We start from the raw sequence: 8,407 nt of genomic DNA, 5'->3' as shown, positions 1-8,407 counted from the left end.
CCATAACGGCTATTTTGATACCAATTTTAGCCGCATCCACGGGACTGATGGGGGTGATGATTTTATATGAGAGCATCCATGATAATTTTGTAGCAAAATATAAAATTAAAGTTTAAGCGATAGCCATACAAAATGATACCAATGTAGAAAAATATTTTTTGTTTAAATTTAGTTATGGCCTGATGTAAAAATATCAAGCAGTTTGCTTGTGATTTTACGCTATTTGCAACCCCAATAATCCAAGCAATAAACTTGAAATCAATCGGCCCCCTGCAAGGCGTGTTTCAAATAGTTCTACAAAGAAAGATATTCGGACTTAGTTTTATGCTGAAACAAAATGAAATATTAGGAAAAATTTATGCTGCTTTATAAGTGTCGTTCACGTCTAATTTTCATTCTCACAACAAAAATCTAAAATTTTTAAATCTCTCATCTTTTTTCAAAATTCAAAAGGTAAAAAATCGAGCATCTTTTTCACGCAATCCATAGAGGTGCATTTGTCGTTAGAATTGACAAAGTGATCCCTCATCGTTTAAGTCGCCAAATATTTTTAACGACTCAAAATCTTTAAACATTAATCTCAGCCTCTTCTCGGCATCACGAGCATATTGACATAACGCCCCTCAAAAAGTGGCTCTTTATCGCGAGTTGCTTTATTTTCAATGCTTTGCCAAATTTTTTCAAGCAAAGCCACGCCCACTTCAGGGTTTGACATTTCACGCCCTTTTAAAAAAACGCGAAATTTCACATGTTTGCCCTGCTCTAAAAATTCCAAAGCGTGCTTGACCTTGTAGTTAATGTCATTTTGTGCGATTTTCACAGAAAGCTTGATTTCTTTCACATCGATGACTTTTTGCTTTTTTTTCGCCTCTTTTTGCTTTTTTTCTTGCTGGTAGCGGAATTTCCCATAATCCATAATTTTTGCCACAGGTGGCTTGGCATCAGGAGCGATCAAAACCAAGTCAAGCCCCAAGCGATTCGCTATCTCTAAAGCCTCGTCCGCACCGATAATCCCATAAACTTTACCATCATCACCCACGCAGCGAAGCTCATCCGCCCTAATCTCATCATTGAGTAAAACATCTTTTTCCCTACTCAAAACGCAACCTCATTCATTTTCTCCTTCACCAAAGTCATAAATTCCTCAAGGCTAAGACTTTTTTGCTCCTTAGCCCGCCTATCCCTCAAAGCCACAGCCCTATTTGACAGCTCCTCATCGCCCAAAACTAAAATCATCGGTAATTTTTGCTTTTCAGCGTTGCGAATTTTCTTACTCAAGCTTTCGTTTTTATCATAAATTTCACTATCCACACCAAGTTCCAAAAGCGTTTTTTGTATGCCCTTAGCGTAAGCTAAATGCACCTCACTAATTGGCACTAAGCCCACTTGCACAGGAGCGATGAAAAAAGGAAATTCTCCCGCACAATGCTCAGTTAAAATTCCTATAAACCTCTCAAAAGAGCCTAAAATAGCACGGTGGAGCATCACGGGGCGTTCTTTAGAATTTTTGCTTGAGGTATATTCTAACTCAAAGCGTTCTGGCAAATTAAAATCCACCTGTATCGTCCCGCACTGCCATTTACGCTTTAGCGCGTCTGTGATTTTAATGTCTATCTTAGGACCATAAAAAGCCCCGCCACCCTCATCTATGCCATATTTTAAGCCCTGCTCGTCCAAAGCCTCTTTTAAAGCCCTTGTTGCCACCTCCCAAATCGTATCATCGCCTATAGCTTTTTCAGGCTTAGTTGAAATTTCCATTTCATAACTAAAATCAAAAAGCTTCATTAAATGCTCTACAAAGGCTAGAATTTCAAGCACTTGTTCTTTAATCTGGCTTGGCATACAAAAAATATGCGCATCATCTTGGGTAAATTCTCTCACTCTAAAAAGCCCGTGTAAAACCCCGCTTTTTTCGTGTCTATGCACCACCCCATACTCAAAAAATTTCAAAGGCAAATCGCGGTAGCTCCTCACCTCGCTTTGATAAATTTTAATATGCCCCACGCAATTCATCGGCTTAATGCCGTATTCTTGCTCGTCAATGTGCGTAAAATACATATTTTCTTTATAGTTTGCATAATGCCCGCTAATCTTCCACGCCTCCGCCTTCAAAAGCTCAGGTCCTCTTACAGGCTCATAGCCACGCAAACGATGAATTTTATAAAGCAAATGCTCCAGTTTTGAGCGAAGCCTAGCCCCATTACTTAGCCACAAAGGCAAACCGCCTCCAATTTGCTCATCAAAGCTAAAAAGCTTAAGCTCCGCCCCTAGCTTTCTATGGTCTCTTTTTTTGGCCTCTTCGATGATGTGCAAATGCTCTTTCAAGCTCTCTTTATCCGCAAAAGCTGTGCCGTAAATTCTGGTGAGCATTTCTCTTTTTTCATCGCCTCCAAGGTAAGCCCCCGCCACGCGCGTGAGTTTAAAAAAACGCAAAAATTTCGTATTGGGAGCGTGCGGACCACGACACAGGTCCTCAAATTCCCCCTGCTTATAAATGCTGACCTCATCGCTTGGGATTTTTGCCAAAACCTCTTGTTTCAAGTCATCATCTTTAAATTTTTCTAAGGCTTCTTTTTTGCCAAGGCTGTATTTTTGAATTTCAAGTTTTGCCTCAGCAAATTCTTTCATCTTTTTTTCTATTCTTACTAAATCTTCTTCGCCAAGCTTTGAGCTCACACGAAAATCATAATAAAAGCCATCTTCTATCACAGGACCTACAAAAAATTTCGCCTCAGGATAAAGGGCCTTAATCGCCTGCGCCATTAAATGCGCACAGGAGTGCCTGATCACCTCTAAGCTTTCTTTGGAGTTGTCAAAATAAATGGGAGTTGAATCATCGGTTTGGATTGTGCTTTGAGTGTCTGTAATGAGGTCTTTTGTTTTGTAAGCGATACATTCTCTATCCATTTAGCTCCTTGTGAAAAAATGGGCTGATTTTAGTTTTTTAAACTTAATTTAAACTAAAAGCGACAGGATGCGTTTTTGCTTGGCTATGTTGGCTTGGTAAAGCATGGCGGTGGAGGCTTGCACCATTATTTGGGACCTGGAAAAATTCGCACTCTCAGCGGCAAAATCAGCATCCTTAAGCAAAGAATTGGCCGATCGCAGCGCAAGCTCTGTCGCGACGATGTTATTGATGGTGGCATCAAGCTGTTGCTGCACGCTACCCAAGTCCGCCCTAAGGGTGCTCAAATTCGTCAAAGAATTTTCACTCACATCCATCAGCGCCATGGCCTTTTTGAGGCTCAAACTCTCCCGCCCATCAATGTCCCTATCAAAAATAGACGCAAAAAAGCCCAGCGCCTCCTCCTGCTCCAAGCTCATAGGCCCCATCATCTCACGCAAGGACACATTCTCCTGAGCAAAGCCCGCCATGGTGGTATCCATCCCCAGGAGCGCATTCATATCCATACCTTTATAATCCACTCCCACGCGAATATCATTAGCCCCAGAGCCACGAAACTGGAGCCTTCCAAAATTTTCATTGAAAGAAGTAAGCTTCGCCCCATCGGCCCTTCTTGCCGTGCTACCGCCAAAACCAAAGTCTGTTGCCCCTCCGGGTGGCCCTCCCATGCCAGCGGGATAATTGTGCGTACTCATGCCTGTAATCATCTCCACATCATCTGGCATGGTGAAGCAAATTCTTTGCTGGGTGGGATCATCTGGCCTATCCTCGACGAAGGCCGTGATGCCCGTTTTCCAGCTATCTTTGTTGAAGCAATCGACAATGTCTTGCAAAAAATATTTCCCATCCGCCTTCCCCTCCAAAATGGTCCTTTCGGTGTAAATTTTATTGGTACTGCCGACCTTTTGCACCTGTATGGCTATGCCGTTGTATTCTGGATGTCCGGGTATGGCTGGGCGCGTGATAAAATTTGTCTTAGGCACCCAGTCGCCTCGCACCGTCGTCAGGGGGATGTCAAGATTGGGCTTGACCTGATTCCCACTCATATCAAGCCTTTTAGTGGGATCCAGACTCATAAAAATGATCAAACCATTTTCTATCTTTGCTGCGACCCCAGTTTTATCAGTGAGGGCATTGACATTGGATACAAGCGCCTCGGGGGTAGCGGAGGCGGGGATGTTTTCGCCATTGATGCTCACGCCCGCAGCCGTGATGGGCCTAAAGGCCTCCAGTTTTGCCTGGATGCTCTGCCCGCTTCTCAAATGAGCCAGACCAAAAAAACCATTGCTGCTATCCTTTAGGACTATCCCCCTGCCATCCGTTGAACGCAGTTCTAAATTCCCAAAAGCATTGATAGCCGCCTCCACACCTGTGGTAGTTTTAACAGCATTAATAGCTTGCACGAGAGCGCCGTTGCGGTCATTATTTTCAACGGCAATCTCACCGATGAGGCATCCATTGATGCTAAAGTCCGCCCCCGTCTTACCCGCCGTGATGCTCGCCGTGCCTATGGTGCGCACATCATAGCTCGCTCGAATCCCCGTTTTATTGTAGGCGTTGTTGATACGCGTTACCAAATCGCCCAAGCCAGAATTCAACTCCGTGCCGATTTGAACCCCAGCGAAGGTATAAATTTTGTTGTTGAAAATGGAATGCAGTGAGACATCAATAGTGCCGTAATTGCCCGCCACGATATTCGCCCCCGTTTCAAAGCGCGTATTGCCGACCTTGGAGGACTGGGTTGAGCCGATGGAGGCTTGGACGACTTGGTTGGATTGGGAGCCGATTTGGAATTTTTTATTCACAAAGCCCCCGCTTAAAAGCTGCATGCCGTTGTAGGAGGTCGTATTGGCGATATTATCATACGCGCCAATGAGGCGGTTGATGTCCGCTTGTATCATCTTTCTCGTCTTCGCGCTCTGCCCGTCTTGGGCTGCTTGAGTGGCTTTGACTTTGATGCGCTCTATGATTTTTATCTGCTCATCCATGGCCTTATCGGCGATTTGAAACATGGCCTTTGCATCGCTGGCATTATCCTTAGCCTGACTGAGTGCGTTGGCAGAGGAGCGTAGCTGTGAGCTGATGGCGCTCGATGAGGCGTCGTCCTTGGCGGAGTTGATGCGATAGCCAGAAGATAGGCGCTGCAAGGACTCCCGCAAAGAACTGGAATTTTGCCGGACTCTGGTGTGGGCATTGAGTGCCGCGATATTTGTAACCCTCATAGCTATAAAGCTTTATCCTTAAGAAATTTCTTATGCGGGTCTATATCGTTTTTTTTTTTTTTTTGTTTTTTAGTTTTTTGAGGAAATTTTTGAAAAATTTAAAAATTCTCGCCCGGGTTTAAGATTTCAAAATAATAAAGATAGAAAAACACCAAGCCTAAGAAAATGCGGTAAATCCCAAAGGGGATGAAGTCAAATCTCGCTATGAATTTGAGGAAAAATTTAATCACAAAAACGGCCACCACAAAAGCCGTCCCAAAACCCACAAGCAGCGGCACAAAAGAGGACGCGTGGGAAAAAATACTGGGCTCTTTATAGACGCTATACGCCGTGGCGATGAGCATCGTAGGCACGGCGAGCAAAAAGCTAAATTCGGTCGCTACCTTGCGACTGAGCCCCAAAACAAGCCCCCCTATGATACTCGCTCCGCTTCTTGAAGTGCCCGGAATCATAGCCAAGGACTGAAAAAGCCCTATGCAAAAAGCCTGCTTGAAACTCAGCTCGTCCAAAGAATTCACCGCATACGCCCTGCTCCGATGCGAAAGCTCAATGACGATAAAAACCACCCCCCCCAGCACCAGCATGAAGACGACAACATAGCCATTAAACAAAAGCTCCAAATGCTTGGCCACAAAAAGTCCTATGAGGCCTGTGGGGAAAAAACCCACAGCGAGCTTAAGCCAAAGCTCAAAGCCCTGCAAAAGCCGCCGCCAAAAGACAAAAAGCACAGCTAAAATCGAGCCCAGCTGGATGATGATGATGAAGCTTTTCCAAAATTCATCAATCCTAACGCCCAAAATCCCCGCACCCAAAATCATATGCCCTGTGGAGGAGACGGGCAAAAATTCCGTCAGCCCCTCAATGATACCAAGCACCAAGGCATTAAAAATTTCCACTACTGGCAGCCCTCGCACTCCACGCTTCTATCGGCGACATTGACCCTTTCGCTATCGGGGCTTTCGCTCCTTAGATAATAGGTCGACTTCACCCCGAGCTCGTGGGCGAGGCAGTAAATTTCATTGAGATAGCCCCCGCTTGCCTTATCGAGCGATAAGAAGATATTGAGACTTTGACCCTGATCTATCCACTTGGCACGCACGGCGGCGGCCTTGATGAGAATTTTTTGATCAAGCTCGTAGGCAGGGGTGTAATACTGAAAATTTTCAAGATTTAAATTGGGCACAACGACGGGTATCATCCCGCTCAAATTCTGCTCAAACCACTTGCGTTTATACACAGGCTCGATCGTTTGGGTCGTGCCCACAAGTATGGAGATGCTCGAGGTGGGCGCTATCGCCATCAAATAGCCATTGCGCATCCCATCTTTTTTGACCTTTTCTCTAAGTCTGTCCCAATCGCACTCGCTTTGATTAAAAAGTCCATCGCGTAGCGTCAAGGCCTTGGCCCCTTCACTCGCCACATCGATGGGAAAAATTCCCTCGCTCCATTTGGAGCCCTCAAAATCCGGATAGGCCCCCTTCTCCAAAGCCAAATTTGAACTCGCCCTGATCGCTTCAAAGCTAATAAATTCCATAATCTCATCGATCTTTTGCAAGTGCGCATCACTGCCCCAGAAAATCTTAGCCTCAGCAAGCATCTGAGCCTCACCCATCACGCCAAGCCCTATGGAGCGGGATTTGAGATTGGTATCCTTGACCTTTTTGTGGGGGTAAAAATTCAAATCGATTACATTATCAAGCATCCTAATAGCCACAGGAACGACCCTAGCAATGTCCTCTTTGGTATGCACCTTGCTAAGATTGATGCTAGCGAGGTTGCAAACGGCGGTTTTGCCGTCTTTTTTAGATTTTTCCACAATATAGACCTTCTTGCCCTCGATGCTATCTAAAGTGGAAATTTTTTTCGCTGCCTTTTCATGACCCCCATCGACAACAACCCTCTCCTCCTCGTCAAAGTAAAGCTCCTCGCCATTTTCAAAAAGGACCTTGATTTGATAATAATTAGGCTCTGTGTTTTGAAAAATTTCCGTGCATAAATTTGAGCTCCTAATGATGCCCGTGTGGGAATTTGGATTAGCTCTGTTTGCCGTATCTTTGAAGCATAAAAAAGGCAGTCCCGTTTCAAAATAATTCAAAAGTATTTTTTTCCACAATTCTTTAGCATCAATGATTTCTTTAATCACGCTCTCATCTTTTTCATACTCCTCATAACGCTTTTCAAAAGCTTCGCCGTATAAATCGCACAAATCAGGCGTATCAGCCGGGTCAAAAAGGGTCCATCTGTCATTCGCTTTCACTCTTTTCATAAAAATATCATTGACCCACAAGGCAGGAAAAAGCTCATGCGCCCGGCGCCTCTCCTCGCCAGAATTCTTACGCAAATCGATAAAATCATTAATATCCATATGCCAAGGCTCAATATAAACCGCAATCGCGCCCTTTCTTGTGCCAAGCTGATCCACCGCCACGGCGATGTCGTTGGTGATTTTAAGAAAGGGGATAATGCCTCCCGCAGCATTTTTATGCCCATCAATGCTTCCTCCCATAGCACGCACCTTGGACCAATCCCAGCCTATGCCGCCGCCAAATTTAGAAAGCAAGGCCATTTCTTTGTAGCTGTCAAAAATTCCCTCGATATTGTCCGCGGTGCTACCAATGTAGCAAGAACTTAACTGATGCCTTGTGGTGCGGGCATTGGAAAGGGTCGGCGTGGCTGGCATCACCTCAAACTTAGAAATCAAATCGTAAAATTTTTTTGCCCACTCTGTGGAATTGAATTCATTTTGCGCCAAAAACATCGCAATCGCCATAAACATTTGCTGGGGTAGCTCTATGGGCCTTGCCTTGCTATCCTTGATGAGGTATCTGTCGTAAAGAGTTTTGATGCCAAGATAGGTGAATTGCATATCGCGCTCGGGCCTGATGTAGGCATCAAGCTCGTCAAGGTCGTATTTTTCTTTTAAGCCTAGTAAAATTCTTCCCTCTTTTTCACCTCTTTCAAAATACTCGCGCAGATGGTTGTAGCGATTCATGCCGTTGACTTTTTTATAAAGATCAAACAAAAAAAGTCGCGCCGCCACAAAGGTCCAGTTTGGACAATCTATATCGATCTTATCCACAGCGGTCTTGATCAAAGTCTGCTGAATTTCCTCCGTGCTAATGCCATCTCGAAACTGTATCTTTGCATCAAGCTCCAACTCGCTCAAATTCACGCCCTCCAAATTCCTCACCGCATCGGAGGTGCATTTTTTGATTTTAGAAATATCGAGCTCTTCGGTGCGTCCGTTTCTTTTGATCACTTTCATAAAAATTTACCTTTC

At 44.6% G+C, this 8,407-nt stretch carries 5 protein-coding genes; all 5 read right to left on the bottom strand.

What is annotated here, in order from left to right:
* Window positions 1-580: 580 nt before the first annotated feature.
* The 5 genes from infC to Q4A73_RS04585 all read right to left on the bottom strand — a co-directional run bounded on the left by infC (window position 581) and on the right by Q4A73_RS04585 (window position 8,392).
* Window positions 581-1,099, bottom strand: a complete 519-nt coding sequence (gene infC / locus Q4A73_RS04605) for a translation initiation factor IF-3 (protein WP_303206266.1) — start codon at window positions 1,097-1,099, stop codon at window positions 581-583.
* A complete protein-coding gene (gene thrS / locus Q4A73_RS04600) occupies window positions 1,096-2,907 on the bottom strand; it encodes a threonine--tRNA ligase (RefSeq protein ID WP_303206265.1) in 1,812 nt (603 codons plus the stop codon). The genes infC and thrS overlap by 4 nt, the downstream gene beginning before the upstream one ends.
* A 48-nt stretch (window positions 2,908-2,955) precedes the next feature.
* Window positions 2,956-5,127 carry a flagellin hook IN motif-containing protein gene (locus Q4A73_RS04595; RefSeq protein WP_303206264.1) on the bottom strand — a complete coding sequence of 724 codons (2,172 nt, stop codon included), beginning with the start codon at window positions 5,125-5,127 and terminating at the stop codon, window positions 2,956-2,958.
* A 98-nt stretch (window positions 5,128-5,225) separates the two neighbouring features.
* Window positions 5,226-6,023 carry an undecaprenyl-diphosphate phosphatase gene (locus tag Q4A73_RS04590; protein ID WP_303206263.1) on the bottom strand — a complete coding sequence of 266 codons (798 nt, stop codon included), beginning with the start codon at window positions 6,021-6,023 and terminating at the stop codon, window positions 5,226-5,228.
* Window positions 6,023-8,392 carry a ribonucleoside-diphosphate reductase subunit alpha gene (locus Q4A73_RS04585; protein ID WP_303206262.1) on the bottom strand — a complete coding sequence of 790 codons (2,370 nt, stop codon included), beginning with the start codon at window positions 8,390-8,392 and terminating at the stop codon, window positions 6,023-6,025. The genes Q4A73_RS04590 and Q4A73_RS04585 overlap by 1 nt, the downstream gene beginning before the upstream one ends.
* Window positions 8,393-8,407 lie beyond the last annotated feature (15 nt).

Origin of the sequence: Campylobacter sp. (assembly GCF_030528245.1) — a bacterium.
In the GTDB taxonomy this organism is placed as follows: Bacteria; Campylobacterota; Campylobacteria; order Campylobacterales; family Campylobacteraceae; genus Campylobacter_D.
This window is presented reverse-complemented; position numbering and strand designations above follow the sequence as displayed.

Coding starts and splice junctions, on each gene's coding strand:
- Q4A73_RS04595 (WP_303206264.1), bottom strand. CDS start 5,127: ATGAGGGTTACAAATATCGCGGCACTCAATGCCCACACCAGAGTCCGG.
- Q4A73_RS04585 (WP_303206262.1), bottom strand. CDS start 8,392: ATGAAAGTGATCAAAAGAAACGGACGCACCGAAGAGCTCGATATTTCT.
- thrS (WP_303206265.1), bottom strand. CDS start 2,907: ATGGATAGAGAATGTATCGCTTACAAAACAAAAGACCTCATTACAGAC.